Consider the following 19,688-nt stretch of genomic DNA (forward strand, 5'->3'; position numbering starts at 1 on the left):
AGGGGTCTATGCGCTGACACCCAAGGGGCGCGCAGCCTTGCCGACATACGCCCCCGTATCAGCCCATGCCGGTCAGGATGGGGCCATGCCGGGCAAGCAAAAAGGCCCGGCGTGAACCGGGCCTTTTGCGGTCTTCGTCGAAGGCGCCGTCAGCCTTTGCGGCGACGCATGCCCAGAAAGCCAAGGGCGCCAAGGCCAGAGGCCATCAGCGGCAGGGCCATCGGCACGGGCACTTCGGATGGTGCTTGAACCTGAGTGATCCCGGCATAACGCACGCTTGACTGTGAATAGTTGTAGAAGCCAAAGGCACCGTCTTCGAACTGGGCACCGTGGTCGGTGCTGGTATAGGTCAGTTCGGTTACGCCATCGACCTTCACTTCGATCAGGTCTTTGGTGAACTCAAGGTCAAACGAATACTCGGTATTGTCCGCCCAGCCGGTACCGCCCAGATTTGCCGCAGTTTGAACGATGCTCACCGTTCCGTTATGGGCCCAAAAATCGTTTGTTGACGCAGCGCCGACATTTCCTGTGACGTGGCTCAGCCTCAGACCTGCGCCTGGCGACCCAGATTGAGCCCCCTGCTTCCAATCGATCAGCCAAAAATCAGCATTGGTGCTGCCAAACTCATTTGCGTCAAACCCCAGCACAAAACCGATGTAATCATCGTCGCCAGTTGTCTCGACCTTGATGGTCCCGCCAAGTTGATTTCCCTGAGCGTCGTTGCCGGGGTCAAAGAATACGGTTGGCTGCCCGTTGATTGACTGAAAGACCGAGTCCTTGGCGGCCGAAACGGTCCAGGTCCCGGCGCCGTTGCCCGTTTTCCCGTTCTCGATCCAGTTGGTCAGATCAACCGCAGCGGCATGTGCGGATGCGCCACAAAGGCCAAGCGCGACAACACTTGCCGCAAAAACTCTTGAATAGGTCATGTGAAACTCCCAAATCGCCTAGTGCCGCAAGGAATACTGCGTATTTTTGTTGCGGCAAGTATTGATTTCATGCGTTTTTTGGGGCTGTTAGCCCAGTTTGACGACGGATTTCGTAAAACTCTAGCGTATGCACTTGACGTCAAATAAAAAACTGCTCGTCTTTTGCGCTAGTCTTGCCAACTACAGCTTAAATTAAACTTGGTTTAAAGTTAATCGTCGGACTTGCTGTGTGAGCCGGGCACCCGGACCGATGGCCCAGGCCCCCCACCCACTTGCCTATGTATGGCTGTCAGCCAACGTCCTTGTAGCTGACTTCCTTGCGGTCGCTTCCGACCTTTTCGCGGCGCACGACCAGTCGATTCAGCGCCGACACATACGCCTTGGCACTGGCCACGACCGTGTCGGTATCCGCCGACTGGCCCGTCACGATGCGCCCGTCCTCTTCCATGCGCACGCTCACGGTTGCCTGCGCATCCGTGCCCTCGGTTACCGCGTGTACCTGGTACAGCTGCAGCCGCGCGTTGTGCGGAAAGATCTGCTTGACCGCGTTGAACGTGGCGTCCACCGGCCCGTCACCGGTCGCAGTCACCTGATGATCCACCCCGTTCACAGTCAGCGTCAGGTCGGCAGATTGCGGCGCTTCGGTGCCGCAGATCACGCGCAGAAACTTCACCTTCAGATGTTCGTTCCCCGCCTCGACCGATGCGTCAGACATCAGCGCGATCAGATCCTCGTCATAGACTTCCTTCTTGCGGTCAGCGAGCGCCTTGAACCGCACGAACACATCCTTCAGCTGGTTGTCGCCCAGATCATGCCCCAGATCCTTCAGCTTGGCGCGCAGCGCCGCCCGGCCCGAATGCTTGCCCATGACCAAACTGGTTTCCGCCAGCCCGATATCCGATGGGCGCATGATCTCGAACGTCTCCGCGTTCTTCAGCATCCCGTCCTGATGGATCCCGCTTTCATGGGCAAAAGCGTTCTTGCCGACAATCGCCTTGTTCGGCTGCACCTGAAACCCAGAGACGGTGGCGACCCGGCGCGAAATGGCCATGATCTTGGTGGTGTCAACGCCGGTCTCATAGGGCATGATATCGCCGCGCACCCGCATGGCCATCACGACCTCTTCCAAGGCGGTGTTGCCGGCCCGTTCGCCCAGCCCGTTGATCGTGCATTCGATCTGCCGCGCGCCGCCATCCACCGCAGCCAATGCGTTCGCCGTCGCCATGCCCAGATCATTGTGGCAATGGGTGGCAAAGGTCACATTCTCTGCGCCATCCACATTGGCGATCAAGCGGCGGATCAGGTCGGCACTTTCAACCGGCGCGGTATAGCCCACTGTGTCGGGAATGTTGATCGTCGTCGCTCCGGCCTTGATCGCGATTTCAACAACCCGCTTGAGGTAGTCCCACTCGGTGCGCGTGGCGTCCATGGGCGACCACTGCACGTCTTCGCACAGGTTGCGCGCATGGCTGACAGTCTGGTGAATCCGCTCCGCCATTTCATCCATGGTCAGGTTCGGGATCGCGCGGTGCAACGGCGAGGTGCCGATAAACGTGTGAATTCGGGGGCGTTTCGCCTCGCGCACGGCTTCCCAGCAGCGGTCAATATCTGTCAGATTGGCGCGAGCCAAACCGCAGATTGTGGCCTCGCGTGACAGTTTGGCAATGTCGCGAACCGCCTCGAAATCCCCATCCGAGGCAATTGGAAAGCCCGCCTCAATAATATCAACGCCCATCTCATCCAGCATGGAGGCAATCTCCAGCTTCTCGGCATGGGTCATGGTCGCGCCCGGCGACTGCTCACCATCGCGCAGCGTGGTGTCGAAAATCTTGACGCGGTCTTTGGATGTTGGGGTCATGGTCTGTCGTCCTGTGAAATCTTGAAACGGTCTTTAGCGGGTGAAGCGGCGCGGCACAAACCTCTGAGCGGTCGCGCCAAAAGGCACGCTCAGAGGCGGCTAAGACCTAGAAGACGCAAAGGCGCTGCACGCAGCGCAGAGGCGCGCGGGGCAGGGCAGATGGATGTGGACCCGTGTGTCATGCAACACCGTATAGTCGGCGCAAACTGCGTTGAAAACCCAAGAAATGTGCTGCACCTGCAGCGTCGCGCGGGCTAACCCGCCCAAAGCGCGGGGTCGCGCCACGGCTTTGGCACGACAAGCGTTCCCGCGTCCAGCGGCGTACCACCCGGCAAGATCAGCGATTGCCACGCCGCCGCCCAATCCGCCGGAATCGCGCAAGGGGTGGTCACTGCGCGCTCTTGTTCGAACCCAAAGCGACCGTAATACGCTGGATCCCCCAGAACAAAGACCTGCTCCACACCGTTCTTGCACAAGGTTTCGAACCCTGCTCGAACGGCGTCACTGCCCAAACCTTGTTTTTGCAGCTCGGGCGAAACGCACAAGGGGCCAAGCAACGCGGCCTTGCCGTTCTGGCAGATCGTGAACAAAACATGTGCCACCACATTTCCGCCTTCAAACATCGCTAGCGACACAATCGGATCGGGGCCACTCAACAGCGTATCAACTAAGGGGCGAAGTTCTTCGTCCGGAAATGCCAATGGATAAAGGGCAAGTATCGCATCTTTGTCTGCTTCAGTCGTCTTCCGCATCGTCTTGCCTTGCCACCTCTCGTGCAACTTGCTGCGCATGGGCGCCAATGCGCGGTTGAGTCGTTTCTCAAAGAACACCCTATCAAACCCCTCGTTATGACGCCGCTCCGTCATCCGATAGCCAAGCCGTGGATACATGGCCAAATTCGCGGTCATGGCGGCATTGGTGTAAAGGCGCACGGCCTGCAGTCCTGCCGCCTGCGCGTGGTCTTCGCACACACTGATCAACGCACGCCCCAATCCGCGCCCCGTCGCATCGGGCCGGACACCGACCGCATCCAGCATCATCGCGCCGTCTTCGGGAAAGAACACCACATACCCGTCCACGGCCCCGCCGCTGTCCACGCTCACATGCACATGACCCGCCGCAATGACCGCGCCATAATCGGCATCCATCGGGGCCGGGTTTCGCCCAATGGCCGCCACGTATTGCGCATAAGCTGCGACCGCGATTGCCTGCACTGCGGCCGCATCGTCTTGAACTGCCTGCCGGATCATTTTGCCCTCGTCATTCTTTCGCACAGCCAAGCACATGCGCGGCGCGCCGCAAAGCCCGGCCTTTGCCCCGGCGCCCCCTGCACTAGATAAACCCACCACAGGTAACGGAGCGATCATGAAAAGCGCACTTCTCATCGGCGACACGGGCGGCATCGGCCAAGCACTCCGGGCAGAGCTTGAAAGCCGCGACACTGCGGTGACCGGCCTCTCCCGCGCCACGGGCCTCGACATCACCGACGAGACCAGCGTCGAAGCCGCGCTCAAATCCATCCAAGGCCCGTTCGACCTGATTTTCGTCGCCACCGGCGCGCTCACATCCGGGCAGGGGCCGGAAAAATCCCTGCGCCAATTCGCACCCGATGAATTCCTTGCCCAGATGCAACTCAACGCGCTTGGTCCAGCCTTGGTCCTGAAACACGCCCTGCGCCTGTTGCCCCGCGACCGGCGGGCGATGTTCGTCGCACTATCGGCCCGCGTCGGCTCCATTGGCGACAATCGCCTCGGGGGCTGGTACTCTTATCGGGCGTCAAAGGCGGCTCTGAACGCGCTGATCCACGGTGCGTCGATCGAAATCGCCCGCAGCCACAAACACGCGATCCTGGCCTGCCTGCATCCCGGCACCGTCGCCACACGCTTCACTCGGGACTATCCGGACCATGACAAAGTGACCCCCGATATCGCCGCCCGCCGCCTCATCGACGTGGTAGAAAACCTGACCCCCGACCAGACCGGCGGCTTTTTCGACTATGCCGGGCGGGAGATCCCGTGGTGAGCCGCGTTGTCCTTGTTCTGGGTGACCAGCTTTCGCCAAACCTGTCGGCCCTGATCGAAGCCGACAAGGACACCGACCTTGTCGTGATGGCCGAAGTGCGCGCCGAAGCCACCTATGCCCCGCACCACCCCAAAAAGATCGCGTTCCTTTTTGCCGCCATGCGCAAGTTCGCCGCGCGCTTGATCCGCGAGGGCTGGCAGGTCGCCTACACTCGCCTCGATGATCCCGACAATACGCACTCCATCGCGGGCGAACTGGCGCGCCGGGCCGATCAACATGGCGCGAACGAGGTGCTCATGACGGAACCGGGCGAATGGCGCTTGCGCGACGCGCTGTCGGACCCTGACTCCTACAAGACTCCTACAAAAATCATACAGCTTTCCGACACCCGGTTTGTCGCGACCCAAACCGAATTTGACGCTTGGGCCGAGGGGCGCAAGCAGCTTCGCATGGAGTATTTCTATCGCGACATGCGCCGCAAGACGGGCCTTTTGATGGACGGCGAAAAGCCTGTGGGCGGGCAATGGAACTTCGACCACGACAACCGCAAGCCCGCGAAAGGTAAGGATCTTTTTCAAGAAGGTCCGTCGCGGTTTGCGCCCGATGACACCGTGAATGAAGTGCTGGATTTGGTCGAGCGTGAATTTCCAAGCAATTTCGGTGCCTTGCGGCCATTCTGGTTCGCCACAGACGCAGATCAGGCACGACAAGCGCTGGATCATTTTGTCGACCAACGCCTTGAAACCTTTGGGGATTATCAGGACGCGATGTTGCAAGACGACGCGTTTTTGTCCCACGCGGTGCTCGGTCTTTATATCAACGCAGGCCTTTTGGACCCTCTCGAGGTATGCCAAGCGGCTGAAAAGGCGTATGAAAATGGCAAAGCCCCAATCAACGCCGTCGAAGGATTCATCCGCCAGATCATCGGGTGGCGCGAGTTCGTGCGCGGCATCTACTTTCGCGAAGGCCCGGATTACACTCGCCGCAACGCCTTGAATCATCAACGGAAACTGCCTGACATGTATTGGGGCGGCGAAACCCGGATGGCCTGCATGGCCGCCGCCGTGTCTCAAACCCGCAGCGAAGCCTATGCCCATCATATTCAACGCCTGATGGTCACGGGAAACTTCGCTCTTCTCGCGGGCATCAACCCCGCCGAAGTCCACGAATGGTACCTCGCCGTCTACGCCGACGCCTATGAATGGGTCGAAGCCCCGAACGTGATCGGCATGTCCCAATTCGCTGATGGCGGGGTGGTCGGCTCAAAACCTTACGTGTCTTCAGGGGCATACATCAACCGCATGTCGGACTATTGCAAGGGTTGCGCCTATTCCGTCAGCGCCAAAACCGGCGAGAAAGCGTGCCCGTTCAACGTGCTGTATTGGCACTTTTTGATCCGTCACCGGGCCCGGTTCGAGTCAAATCCCCGCATGGGTCAGATGTATCGTACATGGGACAAGATGGATGAAAACCGCCGCGAAACGGTCCTATCCGACGCCGATACGCTGCTGAGAAATCTCAGCGATAACAAGCCAGTATAGGGCTGGTATGTCGAACCGTCATTTAGAGATTTATGGAGGCGAGTAGGAGAATCGAACTCCTGTACACGGATTTGCAATCCGCTGCGTAACCACTCCGCCAACTCGCCGAACCGGTGTCGCGGGGAATAGCCCAAGGATCGGGCAGGTGCAAGCAGGTTCAGGGCTATTGGTCGCGTGGGTGTCTTGATAGGTTGCCGCCCCTGAGATTTCGTGGCAATTCCGCTGCAACAGCATCCATGACAGGGGTCAGCCGACATGCCCGATTTCAAGACACGCCGTTTGATGATGGTCGACACCCAGGTCCGTCCGTCGGATGTGACCAAGTTTCCCATCATAGACGCATTGTTGAGCGTTCCGCGCGAACTTTACGTTCCGAACGATAAAGTCGAAGCCGCGTATGTCGGCGAGAACCTTCCGCTGGCCCCTCACCGGGTCCTGCTGGAGGCGCGCACATTCGCCAAGATGCTCGATGCGCTGGTGTTACAGGCAGATGACCTGGTGCTCGATTTGGGGTGTGGCTACGGTTATTCGTCCGCGGTTATCGCCAAGATGGTTGAAGCCGTCGTGGCAATCGAAGAAGACCCTGATATGGCCAAGGAAGCCGAACGCACGCTCGCGTCGGAAGGCGTGGACAATGTCGCGCTGATCGAAGCGCCGCTTGTTGAAGGCGCCCCAAAGCACGGACCCTATGACGTCATCGTGATCGAAGGCGCCGTGGTGCAGATTGGTGATGCAATTCTGGCACAACTCAAGGAAGGTGGTCGGATCGCGGCCATTTTTGCCGAGGACGCTCTTGGCGTTGTGCGGATTGGTTATAAGCTGAATGGGAAAATTACGTGGCGGTTCGATTTCAACGCTGGTGCACCTGTATTGCCCGGCTTTGAAAAAACCGCCGATTTTGCTTTTTGAGTGCGGCGCGGCCGGACTCTGGGGGAACAGACGAGTGAAGCACATGTCAAAGACGGTTGGGCGGCTTGCCGCACTTGCGATGGGAACTTTTCTTGCGTTTCCGGCCAGTGCTGAGACGCTGACGGACGCATTGGTATCCGCGTATAACAACAGTGATCTTCTGGACCAAAGCCGTGCGGTTCTAAGAGCCGCGGACGAAGATGTGGCTGGCGCTGTCAGCGCACTGCGCCCCACACTGGATTACCAGATTTCAGAATCCTACGGGTACGATGGGAACCCTAGTTCATCGGGCTTTCAGGACACATTCAGCACCAGCCTGGATCTGATCGCAGAACTGGCAATTTATACCGGTGGCCGCAATCGCATGGCGCTTGAAGCCGCCAAAGAGGCTGTTCTCGCGGCACGAGAGGGGCTGATCGTTCAAGAGCAGACCGTTCTGTTCAATGCGGTTGATGCGTATATGACCGTGTATGCGGCCGTTGAAACTGTCGAGCTGCGCCGAAACTCGGTGCGCGTTCTGAACGAAGAAGTCCGCGCAGCGCGGGATCGTTTCGAAGTCGGTGAAGTCACCCGCACCGACGTGGCACAAGCCGAAGCCCGCTTGGCACAAGCCGAGGCAGATCTGGTTGCGGCCGAAGGCGATCTTGAGACTGGGCGCGAGCTCTACAACTTGGAAGTTGGCCGATATCCTGGCGTTCTTGCCGCACCGCCAAGCTTGCCCGAAGCAGCGCCAACCGAGACGGCGGCACGGGACATTGCGCTGCGCAGTCACCCACGAATTCTGCAATCCCAGCGTTTGGTTACGGTTGACGAGATTAACGTCAACAGCGCCGAAGCGGCTGTGCTTCCGACCCTCAGCGCATCGGCATCTGTTGGGTACTCCAACGCCGAAGACCGGTTTGGACGTACAAACTTCGATGAGGACGCGGGCGTCAGTCTGACTCTGCGCGGGCCGATCTACCGCGGCGGTCAGTTGAATTCGGTGTTCCGTCAAGCGAAGGCGCAGCGCGATAACAGCCGTGCACAGTTGCTACGCACCACGGCTGAGATTTCTGAGCTTGTGGGGCGGTCATGGGCCGTGCGCGATGTGTCCCGCGCAAGTTTGATTGCGACGGGCCGTCAGATTGAGGCGGCGCAAATCGCCTTTGACGGAACGCGCGAAGAAGCCACGCTTGGTGCACGCACCACACTGGATGTGCTGGATGCCGAACAGGATCTTCTGGATGCGCAAGCAAGCCGGATCAGCGCAAGCGCGCAAGAGCAGCGTGCGGTCTATGCACTGCTGGCGTCTATGGGCCGTTTGACTGCGGACTATCTTGGTCTGCCGGTGACAACCTATGACCCGGCAGCCTATTACAATGCCGTCAGCAATGCGCCGGTCATAGGAAGCGAACAGGGTATCCAACTGGACCGTGTGTTGAAAAGCATCGGGCGGCAGTAAACTCTGCTGCCATACCCAGTCAAAGCGCGCTTGTTCAGTCAGGCGCGCTTTTTTAATGCGCTACGGGGTTGGCGAGGGAAAGCAACTGACGCAGGTCCATGTGCCTTTCCAAATGCGCAGCCAAGGCATCAAGCGCGGCATCTACCCCCGCTTCGAACTGATATGACTGGCCCTTATGCCCCAATCCCGACAGATAGCTGGCGCGGAAGTTGTCGGCGGCAAACAGTCCGTGCAGATAGCATCCTTGAACACGGCCATCGGCACTTTGTGCGCCCTGACGCGCACCTCGCACATCTAGCCATGCCGCGTTCGTGTCTGGCCCTTCCGTCCGCCCGACATGGATTTCGTACCCCGTCAAAACGTCACCGGTGGGCAGATATCTCACCTGATTCAGGGAGAGGTGCTTTTCGGGCGTCATGACAGTGGTCACGTCCAACAAGCCCAGGCCATCCACTGTTTGGGGAAAACCTTCGATGCCGTCTGGGTCTGCGATGGTCTTCCCCAACATCTGGTACCCGCCGCAAATCCCCAACACATGCCCCCCGCGACGCACATGAGCCACAAGATCAATGTCCCAACCTTGTGCACGAAAGTCGGCCAGATCAGAAATGGTGGATTTGCTGCCGGGGATCAGGACAAGGTCGGCGTCGCCGGGCAGGGGCTGCCCTGACTGCACGATCTGAACATCCACGGAGGGATCGGCATTAAGAGGGTCGAGATCGTCGAAATTGGCGATACGGCGCAACTTTGGCACGGCAACTTTGAAGCCGTCACCCGCATGACTGCGAATGTCCATGATATCTTCGGCCGGAAGACGCCATGCCTCGTCGAACCATGGAATGACCCCAAGCGAAGGCCAGCCTGTGCGGGTTTCAATTTCTGTCAGGCCGTCATCAAACAGACTTGGGTCCCCGCGAAACTTGTTGATGGCAAAGGCGCGGATGCGGTCCCGGTCGCTGACGGGCAACACGGCGTGCGTGCCCACGATTTGCGCGATGACGCCGCCTCGGTCAATGTCGCCGACCAGCACAACCGGCACGCCCGCCGCTTCGGCAAATCCCATATTTGCAATGTCGCCGGCGCGCAGATTGATCTCGGCAGGGCTTCCGGCGCCTTCAACGATGACCAGATCGCATTCTTCAGACAGGCGTTTGAAGCTGTCTAAAACGGCGGCCATCAAATGCGGTTTGTGTTTTGCATAGTCCCGCGCCTTCAGCGTGCCGGTTCGTTTGCCCTGCACTATGACCTGCGCTCCACGTTCTCTTTCAGGTTTCAGCAAAACGGGGTTCATATCGACGATGGGGTCGCGCCCAGCCGCGCGCGCCTGAAGCGCCTGTGCGCGCCCTATTTCACCGCCGTCGATCGTGACAGCCGCATTGTTGGACATATTCTGCGGTTTGAACGGGGCAACCCGCAATCCTTGCCGGGTGAAGGCCCGTGCTAACCCGGCAACGACCAGAGATTTTCCGACATTCGATCCGGCGCCTTGGATCATGATGGCCTTGGTCATGGGCATTCCTGCGGAGGCGTCGAGGGCGTCAGGCGAAAAAAAACGCGCCAAGCGGCGCGCCTTTTGTAATGCTATCAGTGTCGGATCAGGCTGCTTCGGCCTGCTGGCTGCGGCGTTCACTTTCTTCACGCGACAGTGCGACAGACGTCCGAACGCCTTTGCCGACGAAATCCATCAAGCCGGATACAACCCGTTCGTTCGGGTCAATACCCGCGCAGCTCAGAACTTCGCGTCCATCACGCGACCGCGCCCAGCGTGCGATTTGCTCGGGGCCGTTTCCATATTTCTTGTCATCCGCGATCGCGTCATCTAACGCTGCCAGAACGACAGCCGCAAATAATTTCTTCGCTCGGTTGCCTTGCTCGTGGCTGTACGCGGTGCCGTCAACAAACTCGCCCATGTGGGTTCCTTTATTCTTGCTCTTGCATCTTTGGGGTGAAGGGCACTATGCCCTTTTCGCGCCGATTCGGTATTGCAATTTTGTCATACCACAATTGACCCCAATGCATAGCTAGACATCGATATACAGGCTCGACCTGTGTCTTGCCTGCTTTGCGAAGGGTGGATATAGGTGCGGGAAATAATGTTTCAACCTTTCGTAAAGAGGTCCAGTAATGCCCAAGATCAACGGAAACGAAATCCGCCCCGGCAATGTTCTTGAGCATAATGGTGGCCTGTGGGCCGCTGTGAAAGTTGATCATGTCAAACCGGGCAAAGGTGGCGCGTTCGCACAAGTAGAACTCCGCAACCTGCGCAATGGTTCCAAGCTTAACGAAAGATTTCGGTCAGCCGACAAAGTTGAGCGTGTTCGGTTGGAGCAAAAAGACCAGCAGTTCCTCTATGAGAGTGACGGGATGTTGGTGTTCATGGACACAGAAACTTACGAACAGATTGAGCTACCTTCAGAAATTTTGGGGGATCGTCGTCCATTCTTGCAAGATGGCATGACTATTGTTGTGGAATTCCACGAGAGCGAAGCCCTGAACGCGACATTGCCGCAAAAGGTGACCTGCAAAATCGCCGAGACAGAGCCGGTGGTGAAAGGCCAGACTGCGGCAAACAGTTTCAAGCCTGCGATTTTGGAAAACGGTGTGAAGGTCATGGTCCCGCCCTTTGTGGGGCAGGACGAAGACATCATCGTGAATACAGAAACGATGGAATACGCAGAGCGCGCATAAATTCTTGCGGGCGGGTGAAACCTTTTCAGACATCCGTCCGTATCTTCTGTTGTCCACGTCATATCGGCGTGCGTAGCCAACAGGAGTTCTCATGAAGATTTTTCCCACCGCTTTTGCCTTTGCACTGTCCGCAAGCGCCGCGCTGGCGGCCGGACACGGTATGGCTCCGATGGTCGAAGCGCACGATCAAAGCGTTGCCAATGGTGTTGTCAGCGCCGAGCAGATCGTTGCCAATGAAAACGGCTGGCTGGTCGTGCACCGCACCGATGCTGATATGAAGCCCGGCCCCGTTGTTGGCCATGCGCCAATTCGTGCAGGTGAAACAGCCGATGTTGCCGCGATCCTGACCGAAGCTGTGGAGCCCGGCGAGATGCTTATGCTGATGGTTCATTCCGAAGCTGGCGGCATGCAGACGGGTATTTTCGAATACACGCTTGGCGCAAAGGAAGATGGCCCGATCCGGATAGACGGCAATCTTGTCATGGACGTGATCACAGCGCAGTAACGCATTGCTTTCACCAGTTTCCCCTTGACGATTACAGCGTGAATGCGCGCCTGTGGCAGGATGACTGTCACAGGCGCGATACTGGGTGTTTCAGATTTTTCAATGGGGCGTCGGCGTGCCATGCATAAGGCAGGTCAGACGTCACCATGTCAGGATCTTTTATGAAAGCTCTCTGAGGGCGCGGTATGTTTCTTTGTAGCGGGCATGCGCGTCGTCAAAAGCCCTTCGCAAAGCCGGGTCCGGGTCTATGGTCGCGGCGATCTTGGGGGGCGTTGCGATGTCTATACCGGCGCCGCTCGCAGCCATCAGCCCAAGGCGTGCCGCCCCCAAAGCGGCACCGAAATCACCCGCTTCGGGGATATCAACCGGAACGTTCAGCGACGTTGCAATGGCCCTTAGCCAATACTCCGACCTACTGCCACCGCCGACGGCGATCAAGCTGTCAAACCTTGTTCCCGTGGCCTGAAGCGCCTCATAATTGTCACGTAACGCATGGGTCACGCCTTCGAGCACGGCCCGAGTCCCCGCTGCGGTATCGGTGGCGTGTTCCAGCCCGATCAGCGCACCGCGCACCGCTGCATCATTGTGTGGCGTCCTTTCCCCGCCCAGATAGGGCATGAACAGCGTGCGGCCGGGAGCCTGAAGCGCGCCAAGTGTGCCGGTCAGCGTTGCCGCATCCTGTCCGGTCAACCGGGAATACCAATTCAGGCTATCCGTGGCCGACAAGATGACACCCATCTGGTGCCAAGTATTCGGCACCGCGTGGCAGAACGTGTGTACCGACGTTTCCGGTGCCGGGCTGTAGCTGTCAGTGGCGGCGAAAAGCACCCCAGAGGTTCCCAGAGAGACAAACGCCTGACCAGCCTTCACAGCGCCCACGCCGATGGCAGAAGCGGCATTGTCCCCACCGCCGCCTGCAATCACGACGGCCGCTGGCAGGCCCCAAAGATCGGCCACTTCACGGCGCAGCGTCCCTGACGGCGCCGATCCTTCGACCAGTGTTGGCATGTTCTGACGGCTCAACCCGCAGGCTGCCAAAAGAACGTCTGACCAGTTTCGTGTGCCGGTATCCAGCCAGCTCGTGCCCGCCGCATCGGAGGGTTCCGAGACGGCGTCACCGGTGAGCCAAAGCCGCAGGTAATCTTTGGGTAGCAGCACCTTTGCCGTCCGTTCCCAAATTTCGGGTTCGTTGTTGCGTACCCAGAGAACTTTGGGTGCGGTGAAGCCGGGGAACACGACATTTCCGGAAATCGCCCGAAAATCTGCATTCGCATCTAGCTCGGCCGCCTCGGCATGGGCGCGTGTATCGTTCCACAGAATGCAGGGGCGCAGAACGTTGTCGGACGCATCAAGCAAAGTCGCGCCGTGCATATGCCCGCTCAGCCCGATGCCTTGCACTGCTGACAAGGTGTTCCGTGACGCCAGTGCATCCATCACTGCCGTGGCGGCAGTGATCCAATCGGAGGGACGTTGCTCTGACCATCCGGGGTTGGGGCGTTGCACCTCAAGCGGGGCAGAGGCTTCATCGATCACGCGTTGAGCGTCGTCGATCAGCAGCGCCTTTATGCCAGAGGTGCCAAGATCAAGCCCGATATACATCAAGCAGCCTTTTCGGGCTTCTTGCCCATGATGATCATGGAGAGGATGTCATCTTCGGTCACATCCTCAACCCGGCAAGTATCGATCAACTCACCATTTTTCATGACCGACACACGATCACAGAGGTCCATCATTTCGCGCGTGTCATGGCTGATCAGGAAAATCCCAAGGCCCTGGGCCTTCAGTTCCTGAATCAATTCCGCAACCATTTTTGTCTCGTGGACGCCAAGTGCGGCTGTTGGTTCATCCATGATAAGGATACGCGCATTAAAATAGACAGCCCGCGCGATGGCGACAGATTGACGTTGGCCACCCGACAGGGCCGAGACGGGTTCCTGAAGTTTGCGGAAGTTGGGGTTGAGACGCGCCATGATCTTGCGTGTCTCCGCCTCCATCTTGGCGTCGTTCAGCATGCCTGTGGCGGTGACGATCTCGCGCCCCAGAAACAGGTTGGCCGTGGCATCAAGGTTGTCGGCCAGCGCCAGCGTTTGATAAATCGTTTCAATGCTGTTGTCGCGGGCGTCTCGGGGGCTGTTGATTTGCACGGGCTTGCCGTTGACGCGAATCTCGCCGCTATCGGCCTTGTAAGCGCCTGACAGGATCTTGATCAGCGTCGATTTGCCTGCCCCGTTGTGGCCCAGAAGGCCCACGACTTCGCCGGGATAAAGGTCAATGCTCACCCCATTGACCGCGCGGACGCCGCCAAACGAGATCGAGATGTCTTTCATTTCAACAAGAGGGGTCATCCTTTGCCTCCGGTACGCTTGCGATAGATGATATCGATCAGGACAGCGAGAACGAGAACGGCGCCAACGACGATGTTCTGGAACGGCGCATCAACGCCGACCATGGCCATACCTGATTGAAGGCTTTGCATGATCAACGCGCCAAGGATCGCACCGTGGATCGTTCCTAATCCACCCGACAAAGCCGTGCCGCCGATGACCGCCGCCGCGATGACGCGCAGTTCATCCAATGTGCCGATGTCGTTCGAATGAAACGACAGGCGGGCCGAGGCGACGACAGCGGACAAAGCGCACAGGGTGCCCATGATGGCAAACACCTTAACGGTCAGCAGGCGTGTGTTGATACCGGACAATTCAGCCGCGTCAGGGTTGCCGCCCGTTGCGAAAATATAGCGCCCCAACCGGGTGCGCCGTGCAACGACGGTCATGACAACCGCTGTGGCGATCAGCAAGAGGACCGAAATCGGCAAGCCGTAGGAGGCAGTGAACCCGTCTGGCATGACTTCACCGCGCGCGCTGAACTGCCGTTCCAAGACCCGCGTCGGAATCTGATAGGCGTTTAGTATGGCGACAAAGCCGAAGATGCCTGCGGCGATCAAACCGGCAAGGCTGAACTCTGCCCACATGGGTTTGGGCGTCTGGCCGTGGGCGACCTTGTTCCGGCGGGAGTTGAACAGGGTCCCGACGGCTGCCAATGTTGCCAGTACGGCCACGATCCATGACCCGGTTGCGCCAAGCGTGCCGCCAATCCCTCCGAAGGATTGGAATGTCTTATCAAGCGGGCCAATCGTTTGCCCATCAGTAATGTACCAACCGGCGTTGCGCCAAACGAGCAGTCCGCCCAGCGTCACGATGAACGCGGGGATACCCATGTACCCAACCAGCCAACCGTGGAAAGCGCCGATCAGGGCGCCGACGATAAGACCAACAACAATCGTCACCCAAGGGATCAACGGGTTGCCAAGGCCAAGGCCAAGAACGTCTGGAAGGAACGAGGTTTGGGTCATCGCCATGATGGCAGAACAAGTGGCCAGGATGGATCCAACGCTCAGGTCGATGTGGCGGGTGACAATGATGAACACCATTCCGGTGGCCATGATCGCGACAGACACGGTCTGAATCGTCAAATTGAAGATGTTGCGCGGGGTCAGGAACTGACCGCCGGTCAGGATATTGAACACGATGCACACGATGGCGAATGCGCCGATCATGCCAAGCAACCGTGTGTCGAGTTCGAGCGTTTTGGCGAAGCTGCGCTTGGGCGCAGCTTGCGGCGTGGAAGTATCTGTCATGGGGATGCTCCGCGAAGGGAAGGGCGGTCAGGCTGACGCGCCGGGGCGGGACTTTAAGGCTGGGGTGGAAACGGCAGACGTTGCCGCCGTTTCCGGTGGATTCAGATCAGTTGCAAGGGGCCGGGCCGTTGGTCACGCCCTGACACAGTGTTTCTTGCGCAATCCAACCCGCATCGACAACTGTGGTCAGATTGTCCTTGGTGACCGGAACTGGCTCAAGGAACAGTGCGTCCATTTCGTTTCCGGTTGGCGACTCCCACTTGGTGGCACCTTCGATATCGGCCAACGCAGTGCCTCCTGCCAGTGCAACGGCGATTTCGCCAGCGGTCCGGCCGAGATCACGAGCGTCTTTCCAAACACTGACTGTCTGCGTGCCAAGCGCGATGCGATTCAGGGCGGCGTGGTCGCCGTCCTGACCGGATACGGGGATGCCGTCCATGCCTTGAGCGGTCAGCGCTGCAACTGCGCCGCCAGCCGTGCCGTCATTGGAGGCCACGACCGCGTCGACTTCGTTGTTTTGCGCTGTCAGGATCTGTTCCATGTTGCGCTGTGCGTTAGAGGGCAACCAGCCATCCGTGTAGCTTTCTGCGACAATCGTAATGTCGCCCGCGTCCACGGCTGCCTGAAGAACCTCTTGCTGTCCGCCGCGAAGGAAATCCGCGTTCGGGTCAGTTGGCGAGCCCTTGATCATCACGTAGTTGCCGGTGGGCTGCTGTTCGAGAACGGCGCGCGCCTGCATCCGGCCAACTTCGACGTTGTCAAAGGTCAGATAAAATGCGCGCGGATCGTCGATCAAGCGGTCATAGCCAACGACCGGAACACCGTTGTCGTAGGCGGCTTGTACCGCTGGGATGATAGCTTGGCTGTCTTGCGCGAGGATGATCAAAGCATCGACGCCCTGCGCGATCAGGCTTTCCACATCGGACAGCTGCTTGGATGAAGATGATTGCGCATCGGCGCTGACATATTCCGCACCGGCTGCGTCAAGCGCGCCAAGAATTGCGGCTTCGTCAGTCTTCCAACGCTCTTCTTGAAAGTTGGACCAGCTGACGCCTACGGTCAGATCTTGTGCGTGAGCGGATGCCGCAAATCCAGCGGCCATCGCCGCCGCGGCGATGAGTGACTTGTGCATAAAGTGCCTCCCTTGGCTTTGCCTTTTCAGGCGACCAGACGTTTCTGGCTGAGGGGAACATGCCGTCAATTAATTTTGTTGTCAAAATAAAAAATGTGGAAATCCAGCCAAGAGCTGTGCAAAAGTCAGAAACAGGGAGCATTATTGTGCGTTTGCAGCATTTTTTCCGCAGTGCAGTAACGCATAATATTTGATTGCTGAATAAAAGGGGAGCGCATGGAAATCGTCGGATCGACAGAAGAATGCGCGGCGTGCGGACCATTCTCCAGCATGGAGGATAAGGTTGCTAAGTCGCTGACACAGCTTGTTTTTGAGAAAATAAGATCGCAAGGGCGGATCTCGCGCAGCGATGTTGCAAAGGATCTTGGGGTTAGTCCCGGCTCGGTGACTGCTGCTGCTACGGCGCTTGTGGACGCTGGTTTGGTCCGCGAAGCCTCTAGAACACCGCGCGATACTTCGCGGGGACGCCCGCCTGTGGACCTCTGTGTTGTGGCTGATGCCCGATTCGTCGTTGGGATGAACCTTCGTGACGGGTTGAACAGCGCCGTCTTGACCGATTTTGTTGGGACCGTTCTGGCCGATTGCGACCTGCCCAGCCCGCCGGGACGCAAAACGCTGGATGCGATATGCAACGAGATCGAAACGTTGTTGGATGCCTTGCTGAACAAAGCTGGCTTGGAAAGGGCCGATCTATCGGCGGTTGGGATCGGGCTGCCTGGGTTCGTTGACCACCCGCGAGGGCAGGTTCATTGGTCTCCCATCCTTGAAGATCGCCGCACACTGGTTGGCCCCATCCTGTCTGACAGGCTTGGCTGCCCTGTGCATCTCGACAATGACGTGAATTTGCTGGCGCTTGCCGAGCTCTGGTTCGGCATGGGTCGTTCGCGCTCCAACTTTGCGGTCGTGACCATCGAGCATGGCGTCGGTATGGGCCTGATCCTCGACACCCAGTTGTATCGAGGTGCCAAGGGGATGGGGTTGGAAATCGGACACACCACTGTGCAACTTGACGGGGCTTTGTGTCGGTGTGGCCAACGCGGTTGCCTTGAAGCCTATATCGCGGATTACGCATTGGTGCGCGAGGCCTCGACCGCTTTGGAATGGGATCTCCGCGTGGCGCGGTCCCCTCAACAAACGCTTGAAATTCTGTTCGATCAGGCAAAGGCCGGGAACGAAGCGGCGCGCCTGATCTTTGAACGTGCAGGGCGCTATCTCTCGCGTGGACTTGCGAATGTCATTCAGGTTTTTGATCCAGAATTTCTGATCATATCGGGCGCGCGGCTACGGTACGACCTTTTGTACGCAGAAGAAGTCCTTGCCGAAATGCACAAATTCTCGGATCGCATCGGAAGGGACCGCACAGAAGTCGCCATCAATACATGGGGCGATACTGTGTGGGCGCGGGGGGCGGCGGCGCTGGCGTTGTCCGTTCTCACAGATCATGTCGCGGCGCATCCAGTCCCGCTAGATACTCACCCAGCGTCCCATCGGCACGCAGGGTGAGTAGTGTTCATTCAGGTGTGTTGGCAGCGCGTCGCCTGTCACTGGCGATGCGGAAGAGTTCGGTCTGATCCTTGGCCCAAGCTTCAATGTCGAACATGCGAACCCGTTCGCGAAGCGCGGCCATTCGGTCGCGGCGTTCGGTTTCCGGCATGTCGAGTGCTTGCATGATGGCGCTGTCCATTGACCGGGCGGAAAAAGGATTGGCCATCACGGCTGCGGACAGATCAACCGCTGCGCCGGCGAATTCTGATAGGACAAGCACCCCGTCACCATCTATCCGCGATGCGGCGTATTCTTTGCATACAAGGTTCATACCATCTGCCAGCGGGGTGATCCACGCAACGTCGGCTGCACGGTAGTAAGCAACTAGATCAGTAAACGGAATGGCCCGGGAGATCAGTGCGATTGGCTGCCATTCAAAGGTTCCAAACGCGCCATTGATGCGCCCGGCTGTCTGTTCCAACTCGTTCTGAATGTCCTGATAGGCTTTCATTCCCCGGTTTGCGACGACCGATACATGCAGCAACCGCACCTGACCCCGAAGCTGTGGATTGTCCCTAAGGACGCGGCCAAAGCTCTCAAGCTGCTCGATGCCGCCCTTGGTGTAGTCGGTCCGGCCCACAGACAGGATCATTTTCCTGCCGTTCAGTTCATCGCGGATATTTGCGAACTGCGCGTCGGTTGCCTTGGTTGCGGCCTGTTCTTCGATGTAATCGACATTCACGCCAACGGGCGATGCACTTACAGTGATGGTGCGCCCTTCAAATTCGATTTCCGTGGGCATCGACCGTTCGCTGAGGGCGGTTCCTTCATTGATCCATTCGGGTCTTACCTTGCGGCGTTGGGTAACTTCGACGTCCAGAAGACTTTGAACAACCGACACGAAGTTGTCGACATAGCGCGGAATGTGGAATCCAACCACGTCGCAGGCCAACAGGCTTTCGACAATCTCTTTGCGCCAGGGCAGCACATTGAACATGTCCGCACCCGGGAAGGGCGTGTGATGGTAGAATGAGATGTTAACGTCGGGCCGCAATTGCCGGATATACCCAGGGGCCAGCCACAGATTATAGTCATGGACCCAGACCGTTGCCCCCTCTGCGGCCTCGTTCGCGGCCGCTTCGGCGAACGCCCAATTCACCTCACGGAATGTCGGCCAATCCACCGGGTCATAGTTATAGCGTTCCTTGAAGTTGTGCAGGATCGGCCAGAATGCTTCTTTCGAGGTGATGTGATAAAAACTTTTCACCTGATCCGGTGTCAGTGGAAGTCGCGCAACCCGGTATGACCCGAAGCTATCTTCGATGGTAATAACTCGATCAAAACCGGGGTCTGAAGGATCCTCTGCCAGTTTCCACGCCACCCACGAGCCGCGTTCAGCATTGCCAAAAAAACTCTTGAGTGTCGGCACAATCCCATTCGGGCTGGTATTTTCCTTAAGCGTGACACGGCCATCGTCGCCCTCAATTTCTTCATAGGGTTGGCGGTGGTACAGGATAACCAGATCAGATTTTTCGTCGCTCATT

The 19,688-nt window shown here is 58.3% G+C and carries 17 protein-coding genes and 1 tRNA gene; 7 read left to right on the plus strand and 11 right to left on the minus strand.

Translation table 11 applies throughout. The features are described from left to right. Positions 1 to 149 precede the first annotated feature (149 nt). From E2L05_RS12065 to E2L05_RS12075, 3 genes are all read right to left on the minus strand, one after another. Positions 150 to 926 (minus strand): PEP-CTERM sorting domain-containing protein, encoded by a 777-nt coding sequence (locus E2L05_RS12065; protein WP_133343162.1) that lies wholly within the window; start codon positions 924 to 926, stop codon positions 150 to 152. 289 nt (positions 927 to 1,215) lie between these two features. After that, positions 1,216 to 2,784 (minus strand): 2-isopropylmalate synthase, encoded by a 1,569-nt coding sequence (locus E2L05_RS12070; RefSeq protein ID WP_133343163.1) that lies wholly within the window; start codon positions 2,782 to 2,784, stop codon positions 1,216 to 1,218. 254 nt (positions 2,785 to 3,038) lie between these two features. Continuing rightward, complete coding sequence (locus E2L05_RS12075; RefSeq protein ID WP_165971750.1) at positions 3,039 to 4,151, minus strand: GNAT family N-acetyltransferase; 1,113 nt, start codon at positions 4,149 to 4,151, stop codon at positions 3,039 to 3,041. Here E2L05_RS12075 and E2L05_RS12080 point away from each other — a divergent pair. Next, positions 4,150 to 4,806, plus strand: coding sequence for an SDR family NAD(P)-dependent oxidoreductase (locus tag E2L05_RS12080; protein WP_133343165.1), 657 nt, complete (start codon positions 4,150 to 4,152; stop codon positions 4,804 to 4,806). The genes E2L05_RS12075 and E2L05_RS12080 overlap by 2 nt on opposite strands. Further along, positions 4,803 to 6,347 carry a cryptochrome/photolyase family protein gene (locus tag E2L05_RS12085; RefSeq protein WP_208016254.1) on the plus strand — a complete coding sequence of 515 codons (1,545 nt, stop codon included), beginning with the start codon at positions 4,803 to 4,805 and terminating at the stop codon, positions 6,345 to 6,347. Before E2L05_RS12080 ends, E2L05_RS12085 begins: the two co-directional genes overlap by 4 nt. Positions 6,348 to 6,380: 33 nt before the next feature. On the opposite strand, the gene E2L05_RS12090 is transcribed toward E2L05_RS12085, so the two are convergent. Further along, a tRNA-Cys gene (locus E2L05_RS12090) sits at positions 6,381 to 6,454 on the minus strand. A 148-nt stretch (positions 6,455 to 6,602) separates the two neighbouring features. Between E2L05_RS12090 and E2L05_RS12095 the strand changes: the two genes are divergently transcribed. Further along, on the plus strand, positions 6,603 to 7,256 hold the full coding sequence (locus E2L05_RS12095) for a protein-L-isoaspartate O-methyltransferase family protein (protein ID WP_133343167.1): 654 nt from the start codon (positions 6,603 to 6,605) through the stop codon (positions 7,254 to 7,256). A 43-nt stretch (positions 7,257 to 7,299) separates the two neighbouring features. Further along, positions 7,300 to 8,697, plus strand: coding sequence for a TolC family outer membrane protein (locus E2L05_RS12100; RefSeq protein WP_133343168.1), 1,398 nt, complete (start codon positions 7,300 to 7,302; stop codon positions 8,695 to 8,697). 52 nt (positions 8,698 to 8,749) lie between these two features. Here E2L05_RS12100 and E2L05_RS12105 read toward each other — a convergent pair whose 3' ends face one another. Next, positions 8,750 to 10,207, minus strand: a complete 1,458-nt coding sequence (locus E2L05_RS12105) for a cobyric acid synthase (protein ID WP_133343169.1) — start codon at positions 10,205 to 10,207, stop codon at positions 8,750 to 8,752. A gap of 85 nt (positions 10,208 to 10,292) precedes the next feature. Further along, a complete protein-coding gene (locus tag E2L05_RS12110) occupies positions 10,293 to 10,607 on the minus strand; it encodes a DUF6280 family protein (RefSeq protein WP_133343170.1) in 315 nt (104 codons plus the stop codon). Positions 10,608 to 10,821: 214 nt separating this feature from the next. Here E2L05_RS12110 and efp point away from each other — a divergent pair, with 214 nt between their 5' ends. Both efp and E2L05_RS12120 read left to right on the plus strand, forming a co-directional pair. Beyond that, on the plus strand, positions 10,822 to 11,385 hold the full coding sequence (gene efp / locus E2L05_RS12115; RefSeq protein ID WP_133343171.1) for an elongation factor P: 564 nt from the start codon (positions 10,822 to 10,824) through the stop codon (positions 11,383 to 11,385). Between the two features lie 91 nt (positions 11,386 to 11,476). Next, positions 11,477 to 11,890 (plus strand): DUF7282 domain-containing protein, encoded by a 414-nt coding sequence (locus tag E2L05_RS12120; RefSeq protein ID WP_133343172.1) that lies wholly within the window; start codon positions 11,477 to 11,479, stop codon positions 11,888 to 11,890. A gap of 159 nt (positions 11,891 to 12,049) precedes the next feature. Here the strand turns inward: E2L05_RS12120 and xylB are convergent, their stop codons facing one another. From xylB to xylF, 4 genes are all read right to left on the minus strand, one after another. Further along, on the minus strand, positions 12,050 to 13,489 hold the full coding sequence (gene xylB / locus E2L05_RS12125) for a xylulokinase (protein WP_133343173.1): 1,440 nt from the start codon (positions 13,487 to 13,489) through the stop codon (positions 12,050 to 12,052). Further along, positions 13,489 to 14,235 (minus strand): ATP-binding cassette domain-containing protein, encoded by a 747-nt coding sequence (locus E2L05_RS12130; protein ID WP_133343174.1) that lies wholly within the window; start codon positions 14,233 to 14,235, stop codon positions 13,489 to 13,491. The genes xylB and E2L05_RS12130 overlap by 1 nt, the downstream gene beginning before the upstream one ends. Then, positions 14,232 to 15,527 (minus strand): sugar ABC transporter permease, encoded by a 1,296-nt coding sequence (locus E2L05_RS12135; RefSeq protein ID WP_133343175.1) that lies wholly within the window; start codon positions 15,525 to 15,527, stop codon positions 14,232 to 14,234. The genes E2L05_RS12130 and E2L05_RS12135 overlap by 4 nt, the downstream gene beginning before the upstream one ends. A 106-nt stretch (positions 15,528 to 15,633) precedes the next feature. Continuing rightward, a complete protein-coding gene (gene xylF / locus E2L05_RS12140) occupies positions 15,634 to 16,659 on the minus strand; it encodes a D-xylose ABC transporter substrate-binding protein (RefSeq protein ID WP_133343176.1) in 1,026 nt (341 codons plus the stop codon). Between the two features lie 216 nt (positions 16,660 to 16,875). Between xylF and E2L05_RS12145 the strand changes: the two genes are divergently transcribed. Then, positions 16,876 to 18,162 carry an ROK family transcriptional regulator gene (locus tag E2L05_RS12145; RefSeq protein WP_243721957.1) on the plus strand — a complete coding sequence of 429 codons (1,287 nt, stop codon included), beginning with the start codon at positions 16,876 to 16,878 and terminating at the stop codon, positions 18,160 to 18,162. Between the two features lie 7 nt (positions 18,163 to 18,169). Here E2L05_RS12145 and ggpS read toward each other — a convergent pair whose 3' ends face one another. Beyond that, a complete protein-coding gene (ggpS, locus tag E2L05_RS12150; protein WP_133343177.1) occupies positions 18,170 to 19,687 on the minus strand; it encodes a glucosylglycerol-phosphate synthase in 1,518 nt (505 codons plus the stop codon). Between the last annotated feature and the right edge of the window lies 1 nt (position 19,688).

It is taken from the genome of Meridianimarinicoccus aquatilis, assembly GCF_004358675.1.
GTDB lineage: Bacteria > Pseudomonadota > Alphaproteobacteria > Rhodobacterales > Rhodobacteraceae > Meridianimarinicoccus > Meridianimarinicoccus aquatilis.